We start from the raw sequence: 25029 nt of genomic DNA on the forward strand, positions 1-25029 counted from the left end.
CGTTCCGGGAGCGGGGGCTTCCTCGTTTAACGCACACGTCCCACCAGGCTGCTTCCGGCCGCAGCGGACGACGGCGTCGCCAGGCCCGCGGGGGAGCGGCACCCCAGGTGGGCCAACAGGCTGCCGTGCCCCACGCCGTCGTCCGTCTTGCGGGCAGGGGGAGGCGGTGATATGGGTACAGGCGGAAAACGTGCTAGGATATTGAGTTTGTATGGCGCCTTTCGCGCGCCATCATCAACCTCGTAAACAAGCGTGCCACAGCATAGTGCCCCTGTGCGCCCGGGATTCGTCCCGGACCGGGTGGGAGCAACTGCTTCTGGCACGGGCGTTTAGGCCTGGTCTGGCAAAATCCAGGCAGGTCAAGAGACACCCCGATCAACCGTTCCGCAAGGCTCATTCCGTAGCAACACCACGGCCTGAGAACCGGCGCGACGCAAGGAGTAAATAGTGATTCAGCAGGAGTCGCGACTCAAGGTCGCCGACAACACGGGTGCTAAGGAAATCCTTACCATTCGCGTTCTCGGTGGATCTGGCCGTCGCTACGCAGGCATCGGTGACGTCATTGTCGCCACCGTCAAGGATGCAATCCCGGGCGGCAACGTAAAGAAGGGCGATGTGGTCAAGGCCGTCATCGTCCGTACCAAGAAGGAACGCCGCCGTGCGGATGGTTCCTACATCAAGTTTGACGAGAACGCAGCTGTGATCCTGAAGAACGACGGTGACCCCCGCGGTACCCGTATCTTCGGACCGGTTGGTCGTGAACTGCGTGACAAGAAGTTCATGAAGATCGTTTCTCTGGCTCCGGAGGTGCTCTAGTCCATGGCTGCAAAGATCAAGAAGGGTGACCTGGTTCAGGTCATCACTGGCGCCAAGGCTGAGCGCGGCGGCGACCGTGGCAAGCAGGGCAAGGTTCTGCGCGTCTTCACCGACACCAACCGCGTGCTGGTTGAAGGTATCAACCGCGTCACCAAGCACACCCGTGTTGGACAGTCGCAGCGCGGCACCAAGACCGGCGGTATTGAGGTCGTAGAGGCCCCGATCCACATTTCCAACGTGGCCCTGGTTGACCCGTCGACCAAGAAGCCGACCCGTGTGGGCTTCCGCCTCGACACTGTGGAGAAGAACGGTGTCAAGAAGACCGTCCGTATCCGCGTGTCCAAGAGCTCCGGGAAGGACATCTAATGACTGAGACTCTCGAGACTCCGGCAACGAAGATCGTTCCTCGTCTGAAGACCAAGTACGCCGAATCCATCAAGGCAACGCTCCAGGATGAATTCAAGTACGAGAACGTGAACCAGGTACCCCGTCTGGTGAAGGTTGTTGTGAACATGGGTGTTGGAGATGCCGCCAAGGACTCCAAGCTGATCGACGGCGCTGTCCGCGACCTCACCCAGATCACCGGCCAGAAGCCGCAGGTTACCAAGGCCCGCAAGTCGATCGCACAGTTCAAGCTGCGCGAAGGCATGCCCATCGGTGCACACGCTACCCTGCGTGGCGACCGCATGTGGGAATTCGTGGACCGCCTGGTCACCCTGGCACTGCCCCGTATCCGCGACTTCCGCGGCCTCAGTGGCAAGCAGTTCGATGGCAACGGCAACTACACCTTCGGTCTGACCGAGCAGGTTATGTTCCACGAAATCGACCAGGACAAGATCGACCGCGTCCGCGGTATGGACATCACGGTTGTGACCACTGCCAAGACCGATGACGAAGGCCGCGCGCTGCTCAAGGCGCTTGGTTTCCCGTTCAAAACCGAAGCTTAATTAACTACGTAAAAGGTCCGGCCGCTCCGCTCCATCAGGGACGGGACGGCGGAAACCGTTATGAGGAAGGGCATGAGCCCACATGACAATGACAGATCCTGTCGCAGATATGCTTACGCGCCTGCGTAACGCAAACTCGGCATACCACGACTCCGTGTCTATGCCTTACAGCAAGCTCAAGGCACGCGTTGCCGACATCCTCAAGGCCGAAGGTTTCATCGCCGGCTGGAAGGAAGAGGACGCCGAGGTTGGCAAGAAGCTGACCCTGGACCTCAAGTTCGGTCCGAACCGCGAGCGTTCCATCGCCGGTGTACGCCGCATCTCCAAGCCGGGTCTCCGCGTTTACGCGAAGTCCACCAACCTCCCGCACGTGCTCGGTGGCCTGGGTATCGCTATCCTGTCCACCTCTTCCGGCCTCCTGACTGATAAGCAGGCCGGCAAGAAGGGCGTGGGCGGCGAAGTCCTCGCGTACGTCTGGTAACGGGAAAGGAAGAGAATAATGTCACGTATTGGACGTCTCCCCATCACCGTTCCTGCCGGCGTTGAGGTCAAGGTTGACGGCTCTGTCGTCAGCGTCAAGGGTTCCAAGGGGGAGCTGACCCACACTGTGGCCAGCCCCATCGAGGTTGCCCTGGACGAGAACACCCTGACCGTCAGCCGCCCGAACGACGAGCGCGCCTCCCGTTCGCTCCACGGCCTGACCCGCACCCTGATCGCCAACATGATCCAGGGCGTCACCGCAGGCTACGAGAAGAAGCTTGAAATCGTCGGTACCGGTTACCGCGTTCAGGCCAAGGGATCTGACCTTGAGTTCGCTCTCGGCTACAGCCACCCGGTCAACGTTTCGGCTCCGGCCGGCATCACCTTTGCAGTAGAGGGACCGACCAAGCTCTCTGTCTCAGGTATCAACAAGCAGCAGGTCGGCGAGGTTGCTGCCAACATTCGCAAGCTGCGGAAGCCTGACCCGTACAAGGGCAAGGGCATCCGTTACGCCGGCGAAGTCATCCGCCGCAAGGTCGGAAAGGCTGGTAAGTAACCATGGCCATCTCCATTAACAAGAAGCGTACGAACAAGAGCAAGGCTGCTGGTCGCAGCCGCCGCCAGCTTCGTATCCGCAAGCGCATTTCCGGCACGGCTGTCCGCCCCCGTCTGGTGGTCAACCGCTCCGCACGCCACGTATTTGTCCAGGTTGTCGACGACACCATTGGCCAGACCGTAGCAAGCGCGTCCACCCTGGAAGCTGACCTCCGTGCATTCGACGGTGACAAGACTGCCAAGGCCAAGCGCGTCGGCGAGCTCGTTGCCGAACGTGCCAAGGCTGCCGGCGTCGAGGCTGTTGTCTTCGACCGTGGTGGTAACAAGTACCACGGCCGGATTGCCGCCGTCGCTGACGGTGCACGCGAAGGTGGGCTGTCACTGTGACCGAAGCAAACAAGGAAAAGGACACTGTGTCTGCAGATCAGAAGGCCCCCGAAGCCGCAGCTGCTGAGACCACTGCCCCCGCTGCCGACGACCGCCGTGGTGGCGCCCGTCGTGGCGAGCGTGGCGACCGTGGCCAGGGCCGCGGCGACCGCGGTGGCCGTGGCGGCCGCGACGGTGGCCGTGAAGCCGAAAAGAACCAGTTCGTAGAGCGCGTTGTCACCATCAACCGCGTTTCCAAGGTCGTCAAGGGTGGTCGTCGCTTCAGCTTCACCGCACTGGTCGTCGTTGGTGACGGTAACGGCATGGTCGGCGTGGGCTATGGCAAGGCCAAGGAAGTTCCCGCTGCGATCGCCAAGGGCGTTGAAGAGGCCAAGAAGTCCTTCTTCCGCGTTCCCCGCGTTGGCAGCACCATCCCTCACCGCGTTCAGGGTGAAGCCGCTGCCGGCGTCGTAATGCTGCGTCCGGCTTCCGCCGGTACCGGTGTTATCGCCGGTGGTCCGGTCCGTGCAGTACTGGAGTGCGTGGGCATCCACGACATCCTCTCCAAGTCGCTCGGTTCCTCCAACGCCATCAACATCGTTCACGCGACCGTTGATGCCCTGAAGCGCCTCGAAGAGCCGGCATCCGTGGCAGCACGCCGCGGCCTGCCGCTGGACGAGGTTGCCCCGGCGGCACTGGTGAAGGCTCTCCTCAGCCCGAAGGCAGGTGCCTAGTCATGGCTAAGAACCTGGTCCCCTCCGACGCTCAGTTGGAGATCACTCAGATCAAGTCCGCCATTGGCGGCAAGCAGAACCAGCGCGACACCCTGCGGTCCCTCGGCCTGAAGCGGATCGGACACACCGTTGTCCGCACCGCCGACGCCGTGACCGTTGGAATGCTCAACACGGTTCCGCACCTGGTAAAGGTAGAGGAGGCGAAGTAAATGGCAGAGAACACTGCTGATAAGGCTCAGGCTGCTGAGAAGCAGAACGCCCTGAAGGTTCACCACCTGCGTCCCGCTCCGGGTGCCAAGACCGCCAAGACCCGTGTGGGTCGTGGTGAGGCATCCAAGGGTAAGACCGCCGGTCGCGGTACCAAGGGTACTGCTGCCCGCTACCAGGTAAAGGCTGGCTTTGCCGGCGGCCAGCTGCCGCTGCACATGCGCCTGCCCAAGCTGCGTGGCTTCAAGAACCCGTTCCGGGTTGAGTTCCAGGTGGTAAACCTGGACAAGCTCAACGAGCTGTTCCCGGAAGGTGGCGCAGTCACCGTGGAGAACCTGGTCGAAAAGGGTGCCGTTCGCAAGAACCAGCCTGTCAAGGTGCTGGGCACCGGCGACATCACCGTCAAGGTTGACGTCACCGCCCACGCATTCTCGGCCAGCGCCGCTGAAAAGATTGCTGCAGCAGGCGGAAGCACCACCGCCCTGTAAGGGACGGCGCCAGCTGTTGAACTCCCGGTATCCGAGGGCATTCGCCCCGGATACCGGGAGTTTTTCTTATCCGCTAGGCGAAGAAATCGGGCCATCCGGCGCACGCGGACCCGCCAGGATTGTTCGCTCGGCACATAGAACCGTTAGACTCGGTTGTCGGGATTTATCAAATTCCATCACCCCACCCTTATTGACACCACAGGAGGACGCTTGCTTAGCGCATTTGGCCGGGCCTTTCGCACGCCTGATCTGCGACGCAAGTTGTTGTTCACGCTGGGAATCATCACCATCTTCCGCTTGGGTGCTTTCATTCCCTCGCCCGGTGTGAACTACCAGAATGTCCAGCAATGCTTGCAGAACGGTCAGACCGCCGGCGGGCTGTACCAGCTCGTTAACCTCTTCAGCGGCGGCGCGTTGCTCCAGGTGTCCATTTTTGCCCTGGGCATCATGCCCTACATCACGGCCAGCATCATCGTGCAGCTGCTCCGGGTGGTCATTCCCCGGTTCCAGCAGCTGTACGAAGAGGGCGCGTCGGGACAGTCCAAGCTGACCCAGTACACCCGCTACCTCACCATCGCGCTGGGCCTGCTCAACGCGACCACCCTGGTATCCCTGGCCCGCTCCGGGCAGCTGCTCCCCGGCTGCCAGCTGCCGGTGATCCCCGATGCCAGCATTATCACCACCATCCTGATCATCATCACCCTCACGGCCGGCACCGGCCTGATCATGTGGATGGGCGAGCTCGTCACGGAGAAGGGCGTGGGCAACGGCATGTCGCTGCTCATCTTCACGTCCATTGCCGCCCAGTTCCCCACCTCGCTCGGCGCCATCTGGACCTCCCAGGGACCGGGGACCTTCTTCCTCGTCCTGGTGGTCGGCCTGCTGACCGTGGCCCTGGTGGTCTTCGTGGAGCAGTCACAGCGCCGCATTCCGGTGCAGTACGCCAAACGGATGATCGGACGCCGCACTGTCGGCGGAACCAGCACTTACATTCCCATCAAGGTGAACATGGCCGGTGTCATTCCGGTGATCTTCGCTTCCTCCATGCTCTACATTCCCGGGCTGATCGCACAGTTCAACCAGCCCCGGAACGGCGAGCCACTGCAACCGTGGGTTGAATGGATCAACAACAACCTGACCCGCGGTGACCACCCGATCTACATGGCGGTTTATTTCCTCCTGATCGTGTTCTTCACCTACTTCTATGTCGCGATCACCTTCAACCCTGAAGAGGTCTCGGACAACATGAAGAAGTACGGCGGCTTCATCCCAGGTATCCGCGCCGGCCGGCCGACCGCGGATTACCTGCAGTACGTGCTCTCTCGGATCACCCTGCCCGGCGCCCTCTACCTGGGCTTCGTGGCACTGATTCCGCTGGTGGCACTCGTGCTGATCAACGCAAACCAGAACTTCCCGTTCGGTGGCACCTCGATCCTGATCATGGTGGGCGTTGGGTTGGAGACCGTAAAGCAGATTGATGCGCAGCTACAACAACGTCACTACGAAGGGCTTTTGCGATGACGAGAATGCTGATTATTGGACCTCCCGGTTCCGGAAAAGGAACGCAGGCGGAGCGGATTTCAGAACGCCTCGGCGTTGTGGCCATCTCCACCGGCGACATCTTCCGTGCCAACGTAAAGGGCGAAACTCCGCTGGGGGTCGAAGCCAAGAAGTACATGGACAACGGTGACTTCGTTCCGGACAGCGTGACCAACAAGATGGTCCGCGACCGCCTGAACGAGTCCGACGTCGAGAACGGCTTCCTGCTGGACGGCTACCCGCGCACCACCGCGCAGGTGGACTACCTTGACGAGATCCTCGCCGACGGCGACGAGAAGCTCGACGTGGTGCTCCAGTTGACCGCCGACGACGAGGAACTGGTGCACCGCCTCCTGGGCCGCGCCAAGGAGACGGGCCGGAGTGACGACAACGAAGCCGTCATCCGCCACCGCCTCGACCTTTACCACGAGCAGACCGAAGCGGTGGTGGCCAAGTACGCCGACCGTGGCATCCTCACCAAGGTTGACGGCATCGGACCCATTGACGAAGTCACCAACCGCGTCATGGAGGCCATCAAGGCCGCACAGGCAGCCTGACCCCAGGCGCCCGGTTTTATCGAGGCTCCTCCCGGCATCCGGGAGGAGCCTCAGCCATTTGAAAGGACACACCATGGCCTTCGGCCAGCCCCGCATCGAATTCAAGAACAATGCCCAGATGCGCACCATGCAGGAGGCAGGCCTGGTCCTCAGCCGAGCGCTGGATGCCGCCGTCGCAGCTGCGGTGCCCGGCGTCACCACCAAGCACCTGGACGATGTCTTCGCCGCCGTCCTGAACGGTGCCGGCGCCAAATCCAACTTCCTGGGCTACCACGGTTTTCCTGCCACCATCTGCACGTCCGTCAATGAAGAAGTGGTGCACGGAATCCCCGGCAGCCGGGTTCTCCAGGACGGCGACATTATTTCCATCGACGGCGGCGCTATCGTCAACGGCTGGCACTCGGACTCCGCGCGCACGGTCATCGTCGGGACGGCGGACCCAGAGGACCAGAGGCTGTCCGACGTCACGGAGGCTGCCATGTGGCGGGGAATCGCCGCCCTGGCCACCGGCACGCACGTCGGGGACATCGGGGCCGCCATCGATGACTACGTCTCCTCGGTCCCCGGCAAGCCCCTGGGCATCCTGGAGGACTACGTGGGCCACGGCATCGGCTCCGAGATGCACATGGCGCCGGATGTCCTGAACTACCGGACCAACCACCGCGGCCCCAAGATCAAGCCGGGCCTGTGCCTTGCCATTGAGCCCATGCTGGTGCGGGGCGGCATCGAGACAGCAGTCCTGGAGGACGACTGGACCGTTGTGACCACCGACGGCAAGCGGTCCTGCCAGTGGGAGCACTCCGTGGCAGTCCACGAAAAGGGCATCTGGGTTCTTTCAGCGCCCGACGGCGGGGCGGAGCACCTGGAGCCCCTCGGCGTCACCCCGGTGCCGGTCCCGTAGGGGACGCACCGACGCCGGCGACATGCAAAAGCCCTGGCGACTCCTGCAATCAGGAGTCGCCAGGGCTTTTGCGCGTCCGAAACCGCTAGGACTTCAGCTTCGGCTTCACGTCCCGGTCGTAGATGCCCTGCAGCGTGGACTTCAGGTCCGTCATAGTGGATTTGACGTCGCCCTGCTGGGTGAGGATCTTCGCGGCTGCCTTGGCCATTTCCTGGTCGGCGCCCGGCAGGAACACCCGGGCGTTGTCCTGGACCTTGGTCACGGCCAGCTGGTCCACGGCGGTCTGGATCTGCGGAGTCTTGGCCAGCACCGCCTTCATGTCCGCCGACTTCCGGGTGGGCATGTAGCCGGTGGCCGCCGAGAATTCCGCGGTGCTCTCGGGCTGCGTGACGAAGTCCAGGAACATCCCTGCGGCCAGCTGTTCTTCCTTGGTGATGCCGCTGGGGATGCCCAGGCCCGCGCCGCCCGTGGGGCATACGTTGGTCGTTGCCTTGGGACCGCCCGGCAGGAAACCAACGCCCACGTTGAACTTTGCCGACTTGAGGATCCCCAGCAGGGAGCCCGTGGAAGCGATGGTCGCGGAGGTCAGCCCTGCGGAGAAGTCGTCGGCGGCTTCCTTGGATGACACGCCCGCCCACTTGTCCTTGTAGATCGAATCCTGGGCCCACTGCAGGGCCGCGACGGATTCGGCGGAGTCGCAGGTGATGTCCCATTCGTTGGACCAGCCACCGCCCCAGCCCCATAGCATGTTCTGCAGGGTCCAGCCTGCGTAGCCGGCCAGTGCCGGGTAGATGTAGGCGTACTGCGCACCGGAACTGGCCTTGAGCTTGGGGGCCCAGTCACCGAACTCCTGCCAGGTCTTGGGCGCGCGGTCCGGAACCCCTGCGGCCGCGAAGTGGTCCTTGTTGTAGTAGAACAGCGGGGTTGAGCGGCCGTAGGGGAGCGCCCACTGTTTGCCGTCGTACTTGTAGTCATTGACCAGGGATTGCTGGAAGTCGTCCATTTTCATGTCCAGCTGCTTGGTCAGGCTGTCCACCGGGATGATGCTGCCGTTGGTGTAGTAGCGGAACCACCATACGTCGGACAGGACAACGACGCCGGGGAGGCCGGACTTGGCTGCCTGGGCCGTCTGGAACTTCTGCGCGATCTCCTCATAGTTCGCTCCGGCCGTGACGAGGTTGACGGTGATGCCCGGGTTCTTGGCCTCGAATTTCTCGATCAGGCTCTTTTCCACGTCCTGCGACTGGCCGGGGTGGCTGGACCAGAAATCGATCTTGGCCGCCGGCTTCACGCCGCTGAAGTCGATATCGGCCGCCTGGGAGGTGGCCTGCCCGCCGCCGGTTGTTGAGGGTCCGCCGCATGCGGCCAGGGCAGCGGCAGAGGCGGTAACCCCTGCCAGGCCCAGGAAGTGCCTCCGGTCCAGGTGAAGTGTCATGACAGTTCCTTTCGGTTGTTGCCTGCGGAAGAGTAGGAGTACTGGAAGGTGGAGAAGTACGACGGCGGCCGGCGGCTTAGCCGGTCACGCTGCCTTGGGTGAGGCCTGCCACGATGTAGCGCTGCAGGGCGGCGAAGATGATCAGGATGGGAACAATGACCAGGACTGCGCCGGCCATGAGGACGCCCCACCCGGCGGCGTTGCTCTCGTTGTTCTGCAGCAGGGTCAGCCCTACCGGCAGGGTCATGGTTTCCGGCCGGTCGGTGATGATCAGCGGCCAGATGTAGTCGTTCCATTCGGTCACGATGGTCACCAGGGCCACGGTGGCGATGGAGGGCACGGATACGGGGACCACGATCTGCCATAGCCGGCGCCAGTGACCGGCACCGTCCATCTCTGCCGATTCGAGGATGGACGCGGGCAGGGTACGGAAGTGCTGCCGCAGCAGGAACGTGCCGAACGCGGTGCCCAGGCCGGGCAGGATGATGCCCCACAGGGTGTTCTTCCCGCCGATCCCCGCGATCAAAATGAAGTTGGGCAGGATGGACACCTGCGGCGGCACCATCAGGGCCACCAGGATCAGCAGGAAAATGAAGTTCCGGAACGGGAAGCGGACAAAGACCAGGGCGTACGCCGTCAGGATGGCCAGGAGGACCTTGACGGTGGCACCTGCCAGGGTGACGATGGTGCTGTTCAGGAAGAACTGGCCGAACGGGACCGTGGTCATTGCCGTCCGGTAGTTCTCCAGGTTCAGGCTTTCCGGAAGGATCTTCAGGTCCGTGGTGACGATTTCGCCTGACTGTTTGAAGGAGCTGAGCACCATCCACAGCAGGGGCAGGAACACCACCAGCGTGGCCACCAGCAGCGGCAGGTAACCGCCCACCACGGTCTTGAGCAGGTTCCGGCGGGAAAACGGCCGGTCGCGGCGGAGGCCGGGATCAGGCTCGGCGATGGCGGGGTCCGGACTCACCGGTGAGAGGGAGGTCACGAGTAATGCACCTTTCGTTCCACGAACCGCAGCTGGAGCACGGTGATCACCAGGAGGATGGCGAAGAGGACCACGGAGATGGCCGCCGAGTAGCCAGCCCTGTTGTAGGCGCCGAATGCCTGGAGGTATGCCTCGTAAATCAGGGTGCTGGTGCCGGTGCCCAGCGGCGTCATGATCCTGATCAGGTCGAAGGCCTGCAGTGAGCTGAGCAGGGTGGTGATCAGGAGGAAGAACGTGGTGGGTGAGAGCAGCGGCAGCGAGATACTGAGGAAGCGCCGGAATCCGTTGGCACCGTCCAGGGACGCCGCTTCCATGACTTCCTGCGGCAGGGACTGGAGCCCGGCGAGGTAGACCACCGCGCAGTAACCCAGGTTCTTCCAGACATAGACCAGGATCACCATGACCAGTGACAGCTGCGGATCATTGATCCATTGCGGGCTCTGCTGCCCGATGCCGCGGAGCAGCCAGGCCAGGACGCCGTAGCCGGGATCGAAGATGAACAGCCAGACCAGTCCCACGCCGACGCCGGAGAGGATGTAGGGGGCGAAGACGGCGGACCGGGCGAAGGTGGTGCCGCGGACCTTGGCATTCAATGCCAGCGCCACCAGCAGCCCCAGGATCATGGAGCCGCCCACGGTGACCAGGGTGAACACGGCCGTGGTGCCCAGGACTTTCGGGGCATCGTTGCTGGTAAAGAACGTGACGTAGTTGGCGAGGCCAACCACGGAAGCGGTGGGGGAGCCCAGCGTCCAGTCCAGGGTGGAGTAGTACATGTTGCTGAACAGCGGACGGTACGTGAAGACGGCGATCAGCACCAGGTTGGGCAACGCCATGGCGAGGAAGACAAAGAAGTCACGGCGCGTGCGCGCGGTCCACCGGCGTCGTGGGACTTTTGCCGAACGCCCCGGCGGCCGCTTTGGTTTTGCGGAGGGGTGCGGGGCGAGTTGACGGGTCATGCGTGTCTCTCCCGGGTTTGGGAGCCTGCTCGTGGCCGGCCCTGGCTTGATCTAGGGACTACTACACCAGACCGTCAGGGGGCTGAAACCCGCATATGCCCTTGTCAGGGGACTGTTATCCAAGGCTTCGTTGCCCGTTAACGCTGTGTTGATTGCAGTCTCGCATAAAGTTTGCCGATGCGGCAGGGGCGCGCCAGCGGAGGGGACAATAGGGGTATGGGAAGCATTGTTGATGTGACAGGCATCCGTGTAGGCCACGTCCAGAAGGACACGGATGGCTGGCTGTCGGGTGTCACCGTTGTCCTGCCGCCGCCGGGCACGGTGGGTTCGGTGGATGTCCAGGGCGGCGGGCCGGCCACGCACGAAACGGACGCCCTCGATCCCACCACCCTGGTCAGCAGCGTGGATGCGGTGGTCCTTACGGGCGGCAGCGCGTACGGGCTGGCGTCCGCTGCGGGCGCGCAACGCTGGTGCGAGGAGAACGGCCGCGGCTTCGCCGTTCCCGGGGGAGTGGTGCCGATCGTCCCCGCCGCCGCCATTTTCGACCTGGGCCGGGGAGGGAATTTCTCGGCACGGCCGACGCCGGAGATGGGCTACCAGGCTGCCGCCGCAGCGGCAGCACACAAGGATGGGCACGACGTCGAACGCGGCAACGTCGGGGCCGGCACCGGGGCGCTCATCGGCAGGGGACAGTTCAAGGGCGGCGTAGGCACGGCCTCCATCACGCTGGACAACGGGGTGGTAGTCGGCGCGCTGGCCATAGTCAACGCACTCGGTCTCCCGTTTGGCACGACGGCCCAGCTGGCGGAGCCCGGCAGCGTGCGTCTAAGCGAGGAACGAGCGAGCACGCCGAGGGCTTCGGCTGGTGGGCCGGAAGCCAGCCACGGCGAGCCCCTCAACACCACCCTCGTGGTGGTGGCCACCAACGCCGTCCTTGACGTGGCCGAATGTAAACGGACAGCCTCCGCTTCGCATGCCGGGCTTGCCCGGGCCCTGAATCCTTCCCACACCCTGGCCGACGGGGATACTGTTTTCTGCCTGGCAACCGGTGCGGTGGCACTGGACCGTTCGGACGATGGTGCCCGGCAGACCAGCCTCATCATGCTCCAAAGCGCGGCAGCCGACGTCGTCCGTTTGGCCATTCTCGACGGCGTGGCCGCAGCGGGTCCCGTGAGCACTCCTGCCGGCGAATATGGTGCGTACCGCACCGCGTAGGCTACGATGGCCGATTTAACTTTTACCGGCCAACGGGGTAGTGTTGTTTGTTGGTTGTCTGGACTGCCACGCCCTTTTGGGTCTGGAGGCGGCAATCGATCCAACAAAAACGTTCGTAGTCATGCCCGGTGCTATCCGGCGGGGCTGCGGCAACAACAGTTAGCGGAGGGTATGGCCAAGAAGGACGGGGTCATTGAGATCGAAGGCGTTGTGACCGAGGCGCTGCCTAACGCGATGTTTCGCGTTGAGCTCACCAACAAGCACATCGTTCTGGCACACATCTCTGGAAAGATGCGTCAGCACTACATCCGAATCCTCCCTGAGGACCGCGTAGTGGTGGAGCTGAGCCCGTACGACCTCACCCGTGGTCGTATCGTCTACCGCTACAAGTAAATTGCTGGGCAGCGCAGCGCAAGCTGACTGCTGCTCCAGTTGACCAAACTGCTACGCAAAGGAACGCCATGAAGGTCAAGCCGAGCGTCAAGCAGATCTGCGAAAAGTGCAAAGTGATCCGCCGTAATGGCCGGGTCATGGTGATCTGCGAGAACCCGCGCCACAAGCAGCGCCAGGGCTAATTTCCTTCCCTGAAGGAAATCCTGGGTTGCTAACCCACGCAAGTAAATAAAGGCAGCACAAGCTGATCTGGAACATTGAGCTCGAAAGAGTCCGGACAGCTAACCCCCGGTCGGAGGCTGGGGCCGCACGGAACGTGCGGGTGTACTGCCTACGACCTCCGGTTTATCAAGGAGTACTGCCACTATGGCTCGTCTCGCTGGCGTAGACATTCCCCGCGAAAAGCGGCTGGAAATTGCGCTTACTTACATCTACGGCGTGGGCAAGACCCGTGCACACGAAACCCTGGCTGCCACTGGCATCAGCGCTGACGTCCGCGTCAAGGACCTGACTGATGCCCAGCTGGTTGAGCTGCGTGACTACATTGAAGGCAACTACAAGGTTGAGGGTGACCTTCGCCGCGAAGTAGCAGCAGATATCCGCCGCAAGGTTGAAATCGGCAGCTACGAAGGCCTGCGCCACCGCAAGGGCCTGCCCGTACGCGGTCAGCGTACGAAGACCAACGCACGTACCCGCAAGGGCCCGAAGCGTACCGTCGCCGGCAAGAAGAAGGCCCGTTAAAATTCCCGCCCGGGATTTACGGACTTTCCCCAATAACTTTCTGTAGGAGAAAAAATGCCCCCGAAGACTCGTGGCGCGGTTCGCAAGCCGCGTAAGAAGGACAAGAAGAATATCGCGCTTGGCCAGGCGCACATCAAGAGCACCTTTAACAACACCATCGTTTCCATCACGGATCCGACCGGCGCTGTTATCTCTTGGGCTTCCTCCGGTGAGGTTGGCTTCAAGGGCTCGCGCAAGTCCACCCCGTTCGCTGCCCAGATGGCTGCCGAAGCCGCTGCCAAGCGTGCGCAGGAGCACGGCATGCGCAAGGTAGACGTTTTCGTCAAGGGACCGGGTTCCGGACGCGAAACCGCCATCCGTTCGCTGCAGGCCGCTGGCCTCGAGGTTGGCTCCATCCAGGACGTCACCCCCGCAGCACACAACGGCTGCCGCCCGCCGAAGCGCCGCCGCGTCTAATTCTTTTCCGCAGCAGGAGCTTGCCCGGACCAGTGATGGTCCGGGCAAGCCCAGCGCGTTAAGTCTTCAGACCGAATTTCCACCACCTGTGTTGCGTCATATAGCGGATGCTCGCCGAAAGGAAACCTAAGTGCTCATTGCACAGCGCCCCACCCTCTCCGAAGAGGTAGTCTCCGAAAACCGTTCGCGTTTCATCATTGAACCGCTGGAACCGGGCTTCGGCTACACCCTCGGAAACTCCCTCCGCCGTACCCTGCTCTCCTCCATCCCCGGTGCTGCCGTAACCAGCATCCGGATCGATGGTGTGCTGCACGAGTTCACCACGGTTCCGGGTGTCAAGGAAGATGTCACCGAGATCATCCTTAACATCAAGAGCCTGTCGGTTTCCTCCGAGCACGACGAGCCTGTCGTGGCTTACCTGCGCAAGCAGGGCCCCGGAGTCGTCACCGCCGCGGACATCGCTCCGCCGGCCGGCGTCGAATTCCACAACCCGGATCTGCACATCGCCACGCTGAACTCGAAGGGCAAGTTCGAACTGGAACTGACCATCGAGCGCGGCCGTGGCTACGTTTCGGCAGCTCAGAACAAGTCCGGCGATGCAGAGATCGGCCGTATCCCGGTCGATTCCATCTACTCGCCGGTGCTGAAGGTTACTTTCCGCGTGGAAGCAACCCGTGTTGAGCAGCGCACTGACTTCGACAAGCTTATTGTCGACGTCGAGACCAAGCAGGCCATCGCCCCGCGCGATGCTGTTGCTTCCGCAGGCACCACCCTGGTGGAACTGTTCGGTCTGGCCCGTGAGCTGAACACCGCAGCTGAAGGTATCGAGATCGGCCCGTCGCCCACCGACGCTGCCCTGGCAGCCGACATGGCACTGCCGATCGAGGATCTGGACCTCACCGTCCGTTCCTACAACTGCCTCAAGCGTGAGGGCATCCACACCGTGGGTGAACTCGTTGCCCGCTCCGAGGCTGACCTGATGGACATCCGCAACTTCGGTGCCAAGTCCATTGACGAGGTCAAGGCAAAGCTGGTTGAACTGGGCCTGTCCCTCAAGGACTCGCCTCCCGGTTTTGACCTCGCAGCACGCGCCGCAGCAATCGAAGAGGACGACGCCGCTTTCGGCGACGACGAACTCTAAACCAGACCTTGGCCGGCGGGCAGCACCATGGTGTGCCGCCCTCGGCTTCCACATGAGGAGAAACAATTATGCCTACCCCCACTAAGGGTCCGCGCCTCGGCGGCGGCCCGGCTCACGAGCGCCTGATGCTCGCGAACCTGGCCTCATCCCTGTTCGAGCACAAGCGGATCACCACCACGGTGACCAAGGCCAAGCGCCTGAAGCCGTACGCAGAGCGCCTGGTGACCTTCGCCAAGCGCGGTGACCTCGCGTCCCGCCGCCGCGTTCTCGGCCTGATCAGCAACAAGGGCATCGTCCACGAGCTGTTCACCGATATCGCGCAGGCTGTGGAGAACCGCGACGGCGGCTACACCCGCATCACCAAGATCGGCAACCGCAAGGGCGACAACGCTCCCATGGCTGTCATTGAACTGGTTCTCGAGCCGGTTTCCGCCAAGCAGGCTGTCGTAGCCGAGGCTACCCAGGCTGCTGCCAAGGCTGCTCCGGCCGCCGAGGAAGCTCCCGCTGAAGAGGCTCCGGCCGCTGAGGATGCTGCCGCAACCGAAGAGGCACCTGCTGCTGAGGAAGCTGCAACCGAAGAGGCTCCGGCCGCTGAGGAAGCTGCCGAGGCTCCCGCAGCCGAGGAGAAGGACGCGAAGTAATTCGCTGATTCTCTTCGCATAGACTTAGGTCTGTGAACCACCAAAAACCCGCGGCCCCCGTTTCAGGGGGCGGCGGGTTTTTGCGTATCCGGCTTGATCTTTCGTACGACGGCGGCCCGTTCAGCGGGTGGGCGCTTCAGCCCGGGCGGCGGACCGTCCAGGGCGTCCTGGAGGAAGCGATTGCCCTCCTGGTCCGGCGCCAGGTGCGGGTCACCGTCGCAGGACGGACCGACGCCGGCGTCCACGCCCGCGGCCAGGTGGTCCACCTGGACCTCACCGAAGCCGAGTGGCTGGGACTGCCGCGGGGGCACGAGCTGGATCCCGCCGTCGCCATGCTGCGCCGCCTCCGCGGGGCCCTGAGCCGTGCGCTCGGGGACCTGACCGGTGCCGTGGAGGTCCACCGCATCACCCTGGCACCGGAGGGCTTCGACGCGCGCTTCTCAGCGTTGTGGCGGCGCTACAGTTACCGGATTGCGGACGGTCCGGAGCGCTGGGATCCGCTGGAACGGTATTTCACGCTGTGGCACAAGCAGGCGCTGGACGTGGAACTGCTCAACCAGGGCGCATCCCGGCTTCTGGGCCTGCAGAACTTCATGTCGTTCTGCAAGCCGCGCGAAGGCGCCACCACCATCCGCGAACTGCAGCGGTTCGAGTTCCGGCGTGGTGCGGACGGCGTCATCGTGGCCACTGTCCAAGCCGATGCGTTCTGCCACAACATGGTGCGGGCCCTGATCGGCTCAGCCCTGTATGTGGGGGAGGGCGTCCAGGAGCCGGGCTGGCTGCATGAGCGGCTGCTCCTGCAAAAGCGGGACGCCAAATCAGTCCTTGCGGCCCCGCACCCCCTGGTACTGGAGGAAGTGTCCTACCCTTCCGACAGCGAACTGCTGGCCCGCGCTGAACAGACCCGGGCTGTGCGGGAGCACTGACCTGGTGGTTGCTAGAACGCCGGTGGCGGGCCCTCTGCAGGGAGCGTCATGGTGAACGTGCTGCCCTGGCCTTCCCCGCTCTCGCACACGATGCTCCCGCCGTGCCGCTCCACGATCATCCGCGTGATGGACAGGCCCAGCCCCGCCCCGGGGATGGCAGCCTGTTGGGCCGACTCGGCACGGAAGAAGCGGTTGAAGACCTTAGCGGCATCGTCGGGGGACATGCCCATGCCGGTGTCCGTGACGCTCAGCCGGATCCACTGCCGGTCCGCCGTCGCACTGATCCGGATAGACCCGCCGTCCGGGGAGTACTTGATGGCGTTGGACACCAGGTTGTCCAGGACCTGCCCAATCCGGAGCGGGTCCGCGTAAGCCCAGAGCGGCGAGGGGACATCGGTGGCGATCTCCACATGGGACCGCTGTGCGGAGGCCTGGGCCGAACTGAGGCTCGTTTCCACCAGGCTGGCCAGGTCGGTCCGCTTGGGGTGGACATTCAGGGTGGTGGAGGCGGACGCCGTGAGGTCAGCCACCAGGTCCAGCAGCCGCTCCGCGTTCCGCTGGACCACTTGGAGGCGCTGGGCTAGATGGGGTGGCAGCATGTCCACGTCGTCCAGCACCAGGTCCACGTTGCCGATGATCGAATTCAGCGGGTTCTTGAATTCGTGCGAGACGTTGGAGACCAGTTCGTGGTTAGCGGCTACGGATTCCACCCAGCCGGTCACGTCGGTGTAGACCACCACGGCCCCGGTGAGGCGGCCGTCGTCGCTGACCAACGGACGCGCCGCCGTGGACACTGCACGCTGCTCAGGGCCTTCGCCGGCCCACACCAGATAGTCGGCAAAGGATTCGCCTGCCATGGCGCGGCTGATGGGCCTGCGGTCCGGAGGGAGCAGGGTGTGCCTGTCCTGGCCGTAGATGAGCTGGTGACCCTGGCCGGGGACGGCTTCGTCAGCGCCCGTGGCCCGGCGGAAATTGCGCTGGCGGCTGTTCGATACCAGGAAGTGGCCGGAGCTGTCGACGGCGGCAATTCCGACGTCCGTAGCGTCCAGGACGGTTTCCAGCAGCTTTTCCCTATCAGTACTCGCTGCCAGCAGCTCACGGAGCTCGCGGTCTTTCTCCGCCAGCTCACGTTGTTGCAGCCGGAGGTTCACACTGGCGAAACGGATAGCCAGTGACACGGCCAGCATCATGACGGGAAAGAGCACCACCGTGGTGAGGTCCGAGGAGGTCATGGCGGCCAGGTGGTCCATGGATGAAGGGACCATGACGAAGAATGGACCCAGGAAGCTGAGTGCCAGGCTGCTGCGCGAAAGCATTCCGGAGGCGGAGATCCAAATGACGGGAAAGACTGCCAGGACGGCCAAACCCGGCAGCAACGGTGCTGCGCCGTTCCGGAGAAGTCCAATGGCGGCGAAGTCCAGTACGGGAACCAACAGGTAGGCCCTGTGGGGCAGGCGCTCCCACGGGACCAGCAAGCATGCAACGAAAAGGACGCCGTGGAGGACAAGGCCGGCCCCGTACAACGGCCTCTGGAGGAGGGCGGGCCAAGCGAACGGAGTGATCACGGCAAGCGCCGCCACCAGGACGGCCAGGGGGGCACAGGGCCACCTGGGTGCGGGGTCCCAGGCGGCGGAAGATCCGGCCGGCCCCGCGGTGGAACAATGGCTCAGCCATGATTCTGACTCGCACCTTTCACAACTGGATTAGCGGCCCCCCGTGGTCCTCGAATTGCTTTCCGTGCCCCGTTAACTACCCATTTCCGATCGTAGTTCACATGTATTGTCATAATAATTGAATTTTCAATTTTTAGGTCAATACAGCTGTGATCAGCGGGGCTTACTAGTAGCGTATAAATGGTTGGAGCGGGAATGGCATTGGCGCTGGGCCAATGGGGGGCCATCTCCGCCTGGCGCAGGGATAGCAATGGACGATCTTGGTGTGGCTGTAGTAATCGAAGATGACGTGGACGTACGCAACCTCCTCGAAGGTGTGCTGACCCAAGCGGGCTTCGAAGTGCATACGGCTGTTGATGGGCGGGCCGGCGTTGAGGCGGTTCGCAGCAGGCAGGCCAATGTTGTGACGCTCGATATCGGCCTGCCGGATATTGACGGGTTCGAAGTTTTGCGCCGCATCCGGAACTTCAGCAATGCCTATGTGGTGATGCTGACGGGCCGGACTGATGAACCCGACCTGCTGTCCGCACTGCATGCAGGTGCTGACGACTACATCGCCAAACCGTTCCGGCCACGGGAGCTCCGGGCCCGGGTTGCCGCAATGATGCGCAGGCCCAGGCACGGGGCTGACGGGGAAGCGCCGTCAGCTGCCCTATGGGGACAGGTTGCGGTGCAGGCGGGCGACGGCGGTGGGGAGGTTTTTCGGCATAACGGCCTTTTGCTGGACCACAGGACACGCACCGTGGAAGTCAGGGGCGAGCCGCTGGGATTGACCCGCAGTGAATTCGACCTGCTGCACGTGCTGTTGAAGGGTGGCGGTGCCGTCTGTACCAGGGCTGACCTGGTGCGGGCCGTGCGCGGCGATTTTTATGACCGGGATGCGTACATCAGTGAAGCTGACGAACGGGCCGTTGAGGTCCATGTAGGAAACCTGCGGCGCAAGCTCAAGGAAGACCAACTGGCACCACGCTGGCTGCAAACGGTCCGCGGTGTTGGGTACCGGTTGGCGCCCCGGCGGCCCGACGACGCTTGAGCGTCAGCCCGTTTCCAGGATGTAGGTTGTCTGCAGCGCGGAGACGGTGCGCGCGCCGTCCTCCGCCACGCCTGGCATCATGGCCTGGCCCCGGACAAAGTCCCCGCGCCGGATGAGCGCTTCCAGGAGTTCTGCGAGCTTGGCCAACCGGATGCCGCCCACCATGGCGGAGCTGATCTTCAAGCTGATAACTGCGTCCAGGGCGGAGGCCCTGTCCTGGCTGTCAACGGCTGTTCCCAGCCGGGTCAGGCGAAGCTCCCACATGGCGGCGTAGTCGCGGGCAAAGCGCTGGGCAAGTCCCGATCCGGCCAGCTCATCGTCCAGTTCGTCCAGCACTGCTGTGTCAATTAAAGGCAAGAGGGCCGCCGCTTCCAGGGAGGGGGGTGCTGCCGCGGCTGGACCGGGTGCTGCAGGCGCCGCAACCCCGGCCGGCGGGGAGTCCGCAGCGGGGCTCTCTCCGCTGGAACCGGGCTCTTGACTCTGCATTGTCCAAGGCTACTTCCTGCAGTTCTGTCGGGGTCCTATTTCTTAGTATTCTGTGTAAACCTTGAGGCAACCTTGCCGCCGCCCTGAGTTTCGTTTATTGCCCGCTGAAGGTCATCACCGTGTTGATGACAGCCGGTCCCAGGATGGCGATGAAAAGAACCGGGAAGATAAAGAACAGCAGGGGGAAAAGAATCATGACCGGCAGCTTCATGGCCTTTTCCTCCGCCCGCTGGCGGCGTTTGACCCGCATGACCTTGGCCTGGACGCGCAACACCCGGCTGATGGCGATGCCGTATGTGTCAGCCTGGACGACGGCCTGCACGAAGCTGCGAAGTTCGGGGATGCTGGTCCGCTCCGCCAGCGCGATGTAGGACTCGCGCCGGCTGCGTCCCACCTGCATGTCCTGCAGGGTGCGGACCAGTTCCTCGGCCAGCGGTCCTTTTCCGTTTTCTCCTGCCCGTGCCATGGCGCCTTCGAACCCCAGCCCGGCCTCCACGGAGATCAGCATTTGGTCCAGGGTGTTGGCCAGTTCCAGCTGCATCGCCTTCTGCCGCTCCTGTCCCTTGCTGTAGAGGAGGAGGTCCGGGATGAAATACCCAAGGAACAGGACGAAGATCCCGGCGAGCTTCATCAACGGGCTGCTTCCGATTCCCGCCAGGTAGCCGCCCATTGCCACGCCGGCCAGGCCCAGGGCGAGCTTGGAGCCCAGCACCTTTCCCAGCGGCATGGCGGCGGGCCGCCCGGCGAGGGACAGGAGGCGGTCCAAGAATGCGACGTAGGCCGGGGGAGTGAGGCGCCGGCCCAGGGCTTCGAGCCGTGCCGGCGCCCCCGGCGCCACCGCGGCGGTGGCCGGTGCGCCGCGGGAGAGCAGGTCGCTGACTGCGGCGCGGCCCTGCTTGTCCACGGCCAGGACGGACCACGCCAGCGCCGCCATGGGGACACAGACCAGCACTATGGCGAGGGGAATGATAAGGCTCATGGGTCCTCAGAACTTCAGGTCGATGATCTTGCGCATCCACAGCGCACCGATGGTCACCAGGACAAAGGACGCACCGATCATCACCCAGCCCAGGGGGTTGGTGAACATGGAGTTCATGTAGCTGGGGCTGACCGCCAGCAGCATGGCCACGATGCCGAACGGCATGGCAATCAGGATGTAGGCGGAGAACTTCCCTTCCGCGGCCAAGGCCTTGATGTGGCCCTTGATCTCAGCGCGCTCGCGGATGGTTTCGTTGACCTGGTCCAGGACCTCCGCCAGGTTGCCGCCCACCTCGCGGTTGATCTGGATAGCCTGCGAAATCCAGACGAAGTCCTCGTTCTTCATCCGGTCCGCGGTGTCATTGAGGGCGGCGAGCAGGTCACGGCCCAGGCTGGTTTCTGTGATCACCCGCCGCATCTCCTCGGAGGTGGGTTTCTGTGATTCGGCAGCGGCGGCGTCGATGGCGCGCAGGATGCTGTGCCCTGCGCGCAGCCCGCCGGAGAGCAGCTGCAGGGTGTCGCCCAGCTGGCTGTCGAAGGCGGTGCGGCGCTTGCCGGCCAGGAATCCGAGGAACAATTTGCCCACGAAGGGCGATAGCAGGGCGAGCAGCAGTCCCATGAAGGGGCCAACGGTGACCAGGCCCACCAGCATGCCGACGCACGCCCCGATCCCCACGAGCAGGAAGAACTCCGCCTGGCTGAGCCGCAGGCCTGCATTCTCCAGTTCCGCCCTGGAGAAGAGCTTGACGTTGCGGCCGGCGAGCAGCTTCTCGAAGGACTTCACTCCGGAGAGTGCCACACGGGACAGCGAAGACGGCGGCTCGGGTTCAAACGGACGACGCCGGTCCAGCGGCACGGGGGGCGTGCCCGGCAGGAGCACGGCTACGCCGAGCAGGCAGATGGCTGCGAACAGGATGGCACTTCCCATGGCGATGATCATGGCTGCCCGCCTACTTTGCGCCCGGCCCCAGCGGCGTGGCGAACACCGCGGGGGACACATGGATGCCCAGGTCTTCGAACCGGTCAATGAAGCGGGGCCGGATGCCGGTGGCCACCGGCCGGCCCAGGAACCGGCCGTGGGCGTCCACGCCTGCGGAGTAGTCGAAGACAAACGCGTCCTGGAGGGTGACGATGTCCCCTTCCATGCCCTGGACCTCCGTGACGTGGGTGATCCGCCGGGAGCCGTCCCGCAGACGCGAGATCTGGACGATGAGGTTCACGGCGGATGCGATCTGTTCGCGGATGGCGCGCAGCGGCAGGTCCATCCCGGCCATGAGCACCAGGGTTTCCAGGCGGGCCACGGCATCGCGGGGCGAGTTGGAGTGCACGGTGGAGAGGGAGCCGTCGTGGCCGGTGTTCATGGCCTGGAGCATGTCCAGTGATTCACCGCCGCGGACCTCGCCCACCACGATCCGGTCCGGGCGCATGCGGAGGGAGTTGCGGAGGAGCTCGCGGATGGTGACTTCGCCCTTGCCCTCGGTGTTGGGCGGGCGGCTTTCCAGCCGGACCACGTGGTCCTGCTGGATCTGCAGTTCCACGGCGTCCTCGATGGTGACGATCCGCTCGTCGTGGGGCAGGAACGAGGACAGGACGTTCAGGAGCGTGGTCTTGCCCGTGCCGGTACCGCCGGAGACGATGATGTTCAGCTTGGCCTTGACGCAGGCGTTCAGCAGCTCGGCCATCTCGGGAGTCAGGGTGCCGTAGTCGATGAGGTTACGGACGGTCAGCGGGGTTTTGCTGAACTTTCGGATGGTGAGCGATGAGCCGCCCACGGCCAGCGGCGGAATGACCGCGTTTACACGGGAACCGTCCTCCAGGCGGGCATCCACCAGCGGGGAGGACTCATCGATGCGGCGGCCTACCTTGGACACGATCCGTTCGATGACCTTGCGCAGGTGCTCCTCGGAGCTGAAGCGCGACTCGGTGAGCGTCAGCTTGCCCTTCCGTTCCACGTAGATCTGGTCCATGCGGTTGACCATGATTTCGGTAACGGCGGGATCGTCCAGGAGGCGCTGCAGGGGGCCGTAACCCAGCACGTCGTCGGCCACGTCCTGGACCAGGCGGGTGCGTTCCTCCGGGGTCAACGGCACCTGCTCGGCGTCGACGATGCGGGTGAGTTCCTCCTTGGCGGTGGTCCGCAGTTCCCGTTCACTTACGGCTGCGTCGTTGAAGCGCGTCCCCATCCGTTCGAACAGAGCGGTGGCCGCCCTGTCCTTCATGGCTGCGAAGACATCCACCCGCGGTGCCGTGGGCACCAAGGAGGTGCCGGCGTCGTGCGTTGAATGCACGACGGCGGCGTGCGCCGGCTGGTGCCGCTCCGTGCTTTCCGAGGGGGAAGGCGAAGGCGCGGGGGCCGGGCGGGGCGGCTCCAGCAGCGCGGTGCCCGACGCCTGGTTGCGCGACTGGACCGCGTTGATGCGTTCGGAGAGTTTCATCAGATGACCACCCTTCGGTGAAGTTTCCGCTGGGCCTGCGTGCGCCATGCCGGGTTGAAGCGCTCCACCAGCTGGCGGAGGCTCTTGACGGCGGGGTCCTTCTTGGATTCCTGGAGGACGGGGATGCCGCGGTTGGTGGACAGGGCCACGGCGCGGGAGCGGGGGACGCTGACGTCCACGGGCGCGCCGATGGTGGATTCGACGTCCCGGACGTTCAGGCCGGATTTCGCATCGGCCATGTTCAGGACCACGTGGCGGGATTCGGGCATGATGTCCAGTTGGCGCAGGACCTCAAGGCCGGAGCGGAGGCCGCGGAGGCTGGGGATGTCCATGGCGCTGACCCAGACCACGTCGGTGCACTGTTCCATGGCGGCGAGGCCGATTTCGGGCATCCCGGGGGCGGTGTCGATGACCACATACTGGAATTCCTGGGCAAGCTGTTCGAGCAGGTGGCCGATCTGTTCCGGGGTGATGTGGTCCGCGTCCACGGGGTTGGGCGGGGCGCACAGGGCGTAGATGCCTGCCGGGTGGACCGTGAGGAAGGCCTTCAGGACCAGGGAGTCCTGGGCGGCGGCAGGGGAGACGGCGTCAGTGACGGTGTGCTGCGGATTGAGGTAGAGGCCGGAGGCGACGTCCCCGAACTGCAGGTCAAGGTCCACGATGACCACGCTCATGGGCGCGATCTGGCCAAGGCCGATGGCGATGTTGGTGGCCAGCGTGGTCTTGCCGACGCCGCCCTTGGGGGAGAAGACGCCGATGACCAGGCCGCTGCCGCTCTCCGCCTGCTGTGCCTCCGGGCCGCGGTGGCGCGTGGTGAAGGATTGGCAGGCGCGCTCCAGCAGCACCCTGATTTCCGCGGCGTCGGCCTGCGGGCTGAGGATGTCGCGGATGCCGGCGCGCATGGCGTGGAGGAGGTAATCGGGGTCCACGTCACTGACCAGGACCAGGCTGAGGCCTGGCAGTTGGACGTCGAATACCTTGGCGAACCGCAGGGCCTCTTCATACGGGACGTCCGGTCCGATGATGAGGACCTCGGGCTGTTCCTGGTTGAGGAGGGCGAACAGCTCCGCGGGACCTGCGGGGAGGATGTCGCTGGCGATGGTCTGGACGGTGCCGCGCAGCCCGTTGGCGACGGCGGCGCGCAGCTTCTGGTCGAAGTCGCCGTTGGGGGAGAGGAGGACGAAGCGGCTCATTTGTACACGTTGTCCTTCCTGGCGATGAAGCCGCCGTTGTCCTGCGCGTCGAGGGGTTCCTTGGTGAGCCAAAGGCTGCCGTTGAGGTTCGTGTAGATGATCTTGCTTGCATCCACGTCACTCACCGCCACGGTCACCATGAAAGAGCCTTGGGGAAGGGTGGTGTCCTGCGGGTTTGTGCCGTCGGTGGGCTTGGCAGTTGGTTGCGCGGCGCGCTGGACGGCGGTGACAAGGACTTTACGCAGGGAGAGCTGCGTGGTGGGCTCACCGGGCTTGTTCTTGTCCGCGCCGCCCGCAAAGCTGAATCCGATGGCCACATGGTCCCCGGCTTCAAGCCGGCCACCGACAACCATCTTGGGTTCCAGCTCGAAGGTCACTTCCTGCAAGCCGTCGGGCACTTTGGCGGCACTGCTGCTCTTGGCGTCTTGAGGGGCGATGAGGCGTTCGGCGAGGAGCTGTTCGCCGGGGACCAGATCGACGGCGGCCACGGTCCCGCCCTTGCCATCCAGCGAGGTGAGCGCAGTGGCGGCTACACCGGCTGCGGGCACGTCCTCGATGACGAGCGAAGCCGTCATGTCATTCACCGGGGTTCCGGCGGGGATGGCCTTTTGGACGACCAGCACTTTCTTGGGGTTCGTGGTGGCCATCGCCCGTGCGTCGGCGCCGTTCGCGTAAACGATGATGAGAAGGGCTCCCACAAGCGCCAGGGCTACGGCGGCCGCGCCAGCGAGCATGCGAGATTTCACTTT

General features: G+C 63.9%; 31 protein-coding genes. 21 read left to right on the forward strand and 10 right to left on the reverse strand.

The window, feature by feature from the left end; translation table 11 throughout:
* Positions 1–447: 447 nt before the first annotated feature.
* The 12 genes from rplN (at position 448) to map (ending at position 7590) form a co-directional block, all read left to right on the forward strand.
* A complete protein-coding gene (gene rplN, locus HNO81_RS01180; protein WP_003803789.1) occupies positions 448–816 on the forward strand; it encodes a 50S ribosomal protein L14 in 369 nt (122 codons plus the stop codon).
* A gap of 3 nt (positions 817–819) precedes the next feature.
* Positions 820–1182 carry a 50S ribosomal protein L24 gene (gene rplX, locus HNO81_RS01185; RefSeq protein WP_015937845.1) on the forward strand — a complete coding sequence of 121 codons (363 nt, stop codon included), beginning with the start codon at positions 820–822 and terminating at the stop codon, positions 1180–1182.
* Positions 1182–1763, forward strand: a complete 582-nt coding sequence (gene rplE, locus HNO81_RS01190) for a 50S ribosomal protein L5 (protein ID WP_018769138.1) — start codon at positions 1182–1184, stop codon at positions 1761–1763. The genes rplX and rplE overlap by 1 nt, the downstream gene beginning before the upstream one ends.
* Positions 1764–1845: 82 nt before the next feature.
* Positions 1846–2244 (forward strand): 30S ribosomal protein S8, encoded by a 399-nt coding sequence (rpsH, locus tag HNO81_RS01195; RefSeq protein WP_015937843.1) that lies wholly within the window; start codon positions 1846–1848, stop codon positions 2242–2244.
* An 18-nt stretch (positions 2245–2262) separates the two neighbouring features.
* Positions 2263–2799, forward strand: coding sequence for a 50S ribosomal protein L6 (gene rplF / locus HNO81_RS01200; protein ID WP_159631365.1), 537 nt, complete (start codon positions 2263–2265; stop codon positions 2797–2799).
* A gap of 2 nt (positions 2800–2801) precedes the next feature.
* The gene (rplR, locus tag HNO81_RS01205; protein ID WP_159631366.1) at positions 2802–3185 is read left to right on the forward strand and encodes a 50S ribosomal protein L18; all 384 of its coding nucleotides are present in this window, start codon (positions 2802–2804) and stop codon (positions 3183–3185) included.
* Positions 3182–3898 carry a 30S ribosomal protein S5 gene (gene rpsE, locus HNO81_RS01210; RefSeq protein WP_175316317.1) on the forward strand — a complete coding sequence of 239 codons (717 nt, stop codon included), beginning with the start codon at positions 3182–3184 and terminating at the stop codon, positions 3896–3898. The genes rplR and rpsE overlap by 4 nt, the downstream gene beginning before the upstream one ends.
* Positions 3899–3900: 2 nt before the next feature.
* A complete protein-coding gene (gene rpmD / locus HNO81_RS01215; RefSeq protein ID WP_009358731.1) occupies positions 3901–4107 on the forward strand; it encodes a 50S ribosomal protein L30 in 207 nt (68 codons plus the stop codon).
* The gene (rplO, locus tag HNO81_RS01220) at positions 4108–4593 is read left to right on the forward strand and encodes a 50S ribosomal protein L15 (RefSeq protein ID WP_013601817.1); all 486 of its coding nucleotides are present in this window, start codon (positions 4108–4110) and stop codon (positions 4591–4593) included. It abuts the gene before it with no gap.
* A 210-nt stretch (positions 4594–4803) separates the two neighbouring features.
* Positions 4804–6114: a preprotein translocase subunit SecY gene (gene secY, locus HNO81_RS01225; protein WP_175316318.1), complete on the forward strand. Its 1311-nt coding sequence runs from the start codon at positions 4804–4806 to the stop codon at positions 6112–6114.
* 5 nt (positions 6115–6119) lie between these two features.
* A complete protein-coding gene (locus HNO81_RS01230; protein ID WP_175316439.1) occupies positions 6120–6689 on the forward strand; it encodes an adenylate kinase in 570 nt (189 codons plus the stop codon).
* 73 nt (positions 6690–6762) lie between these two features.
* Positions 6763–7590 (forward strand): type I methionyl aminopeptidase, encoded by an 828-nt coding sequence (gene map, locus HNO81_RS01235; protein ID WP_175316319.1) that lies wholly within the window; start codon positions 6763–6765, stop codon positions 7588–7590.
* Between the two features lie 85 nt (positions 7591–7675).
* On the opposite strand, the gene HNO81_RS01240 is transcribed toward map, so the two are convergent.
* The 3 genes from HNO81_RS01240 to HNO81_RS01250 form a co-directional block, all read right to left on the reverse strand.
* Positions 7676–9025 (reverse strand): ABC transporter substrate-binding protein, encoded by a 1350-nt coding sequence (locus HNO81_RS01240; protein ID WP_175316320.1) that lies wholly within the window; start codon positions 9023–9025, stop codon positions 7676–7678.
* Between the two features lie 76 nt (positions 9026–9101).
* Positions 9102–10013, reverse strand: coding sequence for a carbohydrate ABC transporter permease (locus tag HNO81_RS01245; protein WP_175316321.1), 912 nt, complete (start codon positions 10011–10013; stop codon positions 9102–9104).
* Positions 10010–10969 (reverse strand): carbohydrate ABC transporter permease, encoded by a 960-nt coding sequence (locus HNO81_RS01250; RefSeq protein WP_217508949.1) that lies wholly within the window; start codon positions 10967–10969, stop codon positions 10010–10012. Before HNO81_RS01250 ends, HNO81_RS01245 begins: the two co-directional genes overlap by 4 nt.
* Before the next feature lie 216 nt (positions 10970–11185).
* On the opposite strand from HNO81_RS01250, the gene HNO81_RS01255 reads away from it, so the two are divergent.
* From HNO81_RS01255 to HNO81_RS01290, 8 genes are all read left to right on the forward strand, one after another.
* Positions 11186–12184 carry a P1 family peptidase gene (locus HNO81_RS01255; protein WP_175316322.1) on the forward strand — a complete coding sequence of 333 codons (999 nt, stop codon included), beginning with the start codon at positions 11186–11188 and terminating at the stop codon, positions 12182–12184.
* Between the two features lie 171 nt (positions 12185–12355).
* Positions 12356–12577 (forward strand): translation initiation factor IF-1, encoded by a 222-nt coding sequence (gene infA / locus HNO81_RS01260; RefSeq protein ID WP_009358723.1) that lies wholly within the window; start codon positions 12356–12358, stop codon positions 12575–12577.
* A 68-nt stretch (positions 12578–12645) separates the two neighbouring features.
* A complete protein-coding gene (gene rpmJ, locus HNO81_RS01265; RefSeq protein ID WP_009358722.1) occupies positions 12646–12759 on the forward strand; it encodes a 50S ribosomal protein L36 in 114 nt (37 codons plus the stop codon).
* Positions 12760–12943: 184 nt separating this feature from the next.
* The gene (gene rpsM / locus HNO81_RS01270; RefSeq protein WP_003803743.1) at positions 12944–13318 is read left to right on the forward strand and encodes a 30S ribosomal protein S13; all 375 of its coding nucleotides are present in this window, start codon (positions 12944–12946) and stop codon (positions 13316–13318) included.
* Between the two features lie 54 nt (positions 13319–13372).
* Positions 13373–13774 carry a 30S ribosomal protein S11 gene (gene rpsK / locus HNO81_RS01275; protein WP_009358720.1) on the forward strand — a complete coding sequence of 134 codons (402 nt, stop codon included), beginning with the start codon at positions 13373–13375 and terminating at the stop codon, positions 13772–13774.
* A gap of 130 nt (positions 13775–13904) precedes the next feature.
* Positions 13905–14915: a DNA-directed RNA polymerase subunit alpha gene (locus HNO81_RS01280; protein WP_013601812.1), complete on the forward strand. Its 1011-nt coding sequence runs from the start codon at positions 13905–13907 to the stop codon at positions 14913–14915.
* Between the two features lie 68 nt (positions 14916–14983).
* Positions 14984–15556 (forward strand): 50S ribosomal protein L17, encoded by a 573-nt coding sequence (rplQ, locus tag HNO81_RS01285; protein WP_175316323.1) that lies wholly within the window; start codon positions 14984–14986, stop codon positions 15554–15556.
* A gap of 32 nt (positions 15557–15588) precedes the next feature.
* Positions 15589–16482, forward strand: coding sequence for a tRNA pseudouridine synthase A (locus HNO81_RS01290; RefSeq protein WP_175316324.1), 894 nt, complete (start codon positions 15589–15591; stop codon positions 16480–16482).
* An 11-nt stretch (positions 16483–16493) separates the two neighbouring features.
* On the opposite strand, the gene HNO81_RS01295 is transcribed toward HNO81_RS01290, so the two are convergent.
* Positions 16494–17915 carry a cell wall metabolism sensor histidine kinase WalK gene (locus tag HNO81_RS01295; RefSeq protein WP_254703243.1) on the reverse strand — a complete coding sequence of 474 codons (1422 nt, stop codon included), beginning with the start codon at positions 17913–17915 and terminating at the stop codon, positions 16494–16496.
* A 490-nt stretch (positions 17916–18405) separates the two neighbouring features.
* On the opposite strand from HNO81_RS01295, the gene HNO81_RS01300 reads away from it, so the two are divergent.
* On the forward strand, positions 18406–19188 hold the full coding sequence (locus HNO81_RS01300) for a response regulator transcription factor (RefSeq protein WP_175316325.1): 783 nt from the start codon (positions 18406–18408) through the stop codon (positions 19186–19188).
* Positions 19189–19191: 3 nt separating this feature from the next.
* On the opposite strand, the gene HNO81_RS01305 is transcribed toward HNO81_RS01300, so the two are convergent.
* From HNO81_RS01305 to HNO81_RS01330, 6 genes are all read right to left on the reverse strand, one after another.
* The gene (locus HNO81_RS01305; RefSeq protein ID WP_175316326.1) at positions 19192–19674 is read right to left on the reverse strand and encodes an Hpt domain-containing protein; all 483 of its coding nucleotides are present in this window, start codon (positions 19672–19674) and stop codon (positions 19192–19194) included.
* Positions 19675–19768: 94 nt separating this feature from the next.
* Positions 19769–20653: a type II secretion system F family protein gene (locus HNO81_RS01310; protein ID WP_175316327.1), complete on the reverse strand. Its 885-nt coding sequence runs from the start codon at positions 20651–20653 to the stop codon at positions 19769–19771.
* A 6-nt stretch (positions 20654–20659) separates the two neighbouring features.
* Complete coding sequence (locus HNO81_RS01315) at positions 20660–21592, reverse strand: type II secretion system F family protein (RefSeq protein WP_175316328.1); 933 nt, start codon at positions 21590–21592, stop codon at positions 20660–20662.
* 10 nt (positions 21593–21602) lie between these two features.
* Complete coding sequence (locus HNO81_RS01320; protein ID WP_175316329.1) at positions 21603–23087, reverse strand: CpaF family protein; 1485 nt, start codon at positions 23085–23087, stop codon at positions 21603–21605.
* Positions 23087–24280: an AAA family ATPase gene (locus tag HNO81_RS01325; protein WP_175316330.1), complete on the reverse strand. Its 1194-nt coding sequence runs from the start codon at positions 24278–24280 to the stop codon at positions 23087–23089. Before HNO81_RS01325 ends, HNO81_RS01320 begins: the two co-directional genes overlap by 1 nt.
* Complete coding sequence (locus tag HNO81_RS01330) at positions 24277–25026, reverse strand: Flp pilus assembly protein CpaB (protein ID WP_307362582.1); 750 nt, start codon at positions 25024–25026, stop codon at positions 24277–24279. The genes HNO81_RS01325 and HNO81_RS01330 overlap by 4 nt, the downstream gene beginning before the upstream one ends.
* Positions 25027–25029: the final 3 nt, after the last annotated feature.

Origin of the sequence: Pseudarthrobacter sp. C4D7, assembly GCF_013359725.1 — a bacterium.
In the GTDB taxonomy this organism is placed as follows: Bacteria; Actinomycetota; Actinomycetes; order Actinomycetales; family Micrococcaceae; genus Arthrobacter.

Excerpts from the sequence above, each read along its gene's own strand:
- rplX (WP_015937845.1), top strand. The coding sequence starts at position 820 with ATGGCTGCAAAGATCAAGAAGGGTGACCTGGTTCAGGTCATCACTGGC.
- rplE (WP_018769138.1), top strand. The coding sequence starts at position 1,182 with ATGACTGAGACTCTCGAGACTCCGGCAACGAAGATCGTTCCTCGTCTG.
- rpsH (WP_015937843.1), top strand. The coding sequence starts at position 1,846 with ATGACAATGACAGATCCTGTCGCAGATATGCTTACGCGCCTGCGTAAC.
- rplF (WP_159631365.1), top strand. The coding sequence starts at position 2,263 with ATGTCACGTATTGGACGTCTCCCCATCACCGTTCCTGCCGGCGTTGAG.
- rplR (WP_159631366.1), top strand. The coding sequence starts at position 2,802 with ATGGCCATCTCCATTAACAAGAAGCGTACGAACAAGAGCAAGGCTGCT.
- rpmD (WP_009358731.1), top strand. The coding sequence starts at position 3,901 with ATGGCTAAGAACCTGGTCCCCTCCGACGCTCAGTTGGAGATCACTCAG.
- rplO (WP_013601817.1), top strand. The coding sequence starts at position 4,108 with ATGGCAGAGAACACTGCTGATAAGGCTCAGGCTGCTGAGAAGCAGAAC.
- HNO81_RS01230 (WP_175316439.1), top strand. The coding sequence starts at position 6,120 with ATGCTGATTATTGGACCTCCCGGTTCCGGAAAAGGAACGCAGGCGGAG.
- map (WP_175316319.1), top strand. The coding sequence starts at position 6,763 with ATGGCCTTCGGCCAGCCCCGCATCGAATTCAAGAACAATGCCCAGATG.
- HNO81_RS01240 (WP_175316320.1), bottom strand. The coding sequence starts at position 9,025 with ATGACACTTCACCTGGACCGGAGGCACTTCCTGGGCCTGGCAGGGGTT.
- HNO81_RS01250 (WP_217508949.1), bottom strand. The coding sequence starts at position 10,969 with ATGACCCGTCAACTCGCCCCGCACCCCTCCGCAAAACCAAAGCGGCCG.
- HNO81_RS01255 (WP_175316322.1), top strand. The coding sequence starts at position 11,186 with ATGGGAAGCATTGTTGATGTGACAGGCATCCGTGTAGGCCACGTCCAG.
- infA (WP_009358723.1), top strand. The coding sequence starts at position 12,356 with ATGGCCAAGAAGGACGGGGTCATTGAGATCGAAGGCGTTGTGACCGAG.
- rpmJ (WP_009358722.1), top strand. The coding sequence starts at position 12,646 with ATGAAGGTCAAGCCGAGCGTCAAGCAGATCTGCGAAAAGTGCAAAGTG.
- rpsM (WP_003803743.1), top strand. The coding sequence starts at position 12,944 with ATGGCTCGTCTCGCTGGCGTAGACATTCCCCGCGAAAAGCGGCTGGAA.
- rpsK (WP_009358720.1), top strand. The coding sequence starts at position 13,373 with ATGCCCCCGAAGACTCGTGGCGCGGTTCGCAAGCCGCGTAAGAAGGAC.
- rplQ (WP_175316323.1), top strand. The coding sequence starts at position 14,984 with ATGCCTACCCCCACTAAGGGTCCGCGCCTCGGCGGCGGCCCGGCTCAC.
- HNO81_RS01300 (WP_175316325.1), top strand. The coding sequence starts at position 18,406 with ATGGACGATCTTGGTGTGGCTGTAGTAATCGAAGATGACGTGGACGTA.
- HNO81_RS01305 (WP_175316326.1), bottom strand. The coding sequence starts at position 19,674 with ATGCAGAGTCAAGAGCCCGGTTCCAGCGGAGAGAGCCCCGCTGCGGAC.
- HNO81_RS01310 (WP_175316327.1), bottom strand. The coding sequence starts at position 20,653 with ATGAGCCTTATCATTCCCCTCGCCATAGTGCTGGTCTGTGTCCCCATG.
- HNO81_RS01315 (WP_175316328.1), bottom strand. The coding sequence starts at position 21,592 with ATGATCATCGCCATGGGAAGTGCCATCCTGTTCGCAGCCATCTGCCTG.
- HNO81_RS01320 (WP_175316329.1), bottom strand. The coding sequence starts at position 23,087 with ATGAAACTCTCCGAACGCATCAACGCGGTCCAGTCGCGCAACCAGGCG.
- HNO81_RS01325 (WP_175316330.1), bottom strand. The coding sequence starts at position 24,280 with ATGAGCCGCTTCGTCCTCCTCTCCCCCAACGGCGACTTCGACCAGAAG.